The following is a 322-nucleotide window of genomic DNA, read 5'->3' as shown; positions in this document are numbered from 1 at the left end:
GACCAATACGCAGGGGGCCATTCTGTCTGATGCGGGCAGCATCTCCATAGGCGGTCTGTCTGGCCAGTATGCGGGAGCCGTTCTCAACCAGTCTGGTGAGATCATGGCCGGGAGTGCGGCCGGAGATGTGACCATCCATGCAGCCTCTCTGACGAATAATATCATTAACAAAGGTATCACTGTCGACCAAACAGCGACAGAAATCTATTATAGCCAGACCTATGATCAGGGGCTGACTGGCTCTCTTCCTACTCCTGCAGATCTTGGTAATTCAGGGAAATATTATTACGGGCAAAAGGTCTTGCAGATCTTTACCCCAACC

At 51.2% G+C, this 322-nt stretch carries 1 protein-coding gene; it reads left to right on the top strand.

All coding sequences use genetic code 11. The features are described 5' to 3' along the window. On the top strand, positions 1-322 hold a 322-nt coding region (locus Abin_RS15290; protein WP_048848517.1), incomplete at both ends, for a hypothetical protein.

The organism is Acetobacter indonesiensis (assembly GCF_000963945.1).
GTDB lineage: Bacteria > Pseudomonadota > Alphaproteobacteria > Acetobacterales > Acetobacteraceae > Acetobacter > Acetobacter indonesiensis.
Note: the sequence above shows the minus strand (reverse complement) of the source record. Positions and strands in the feature narration are given on the sequence as shown.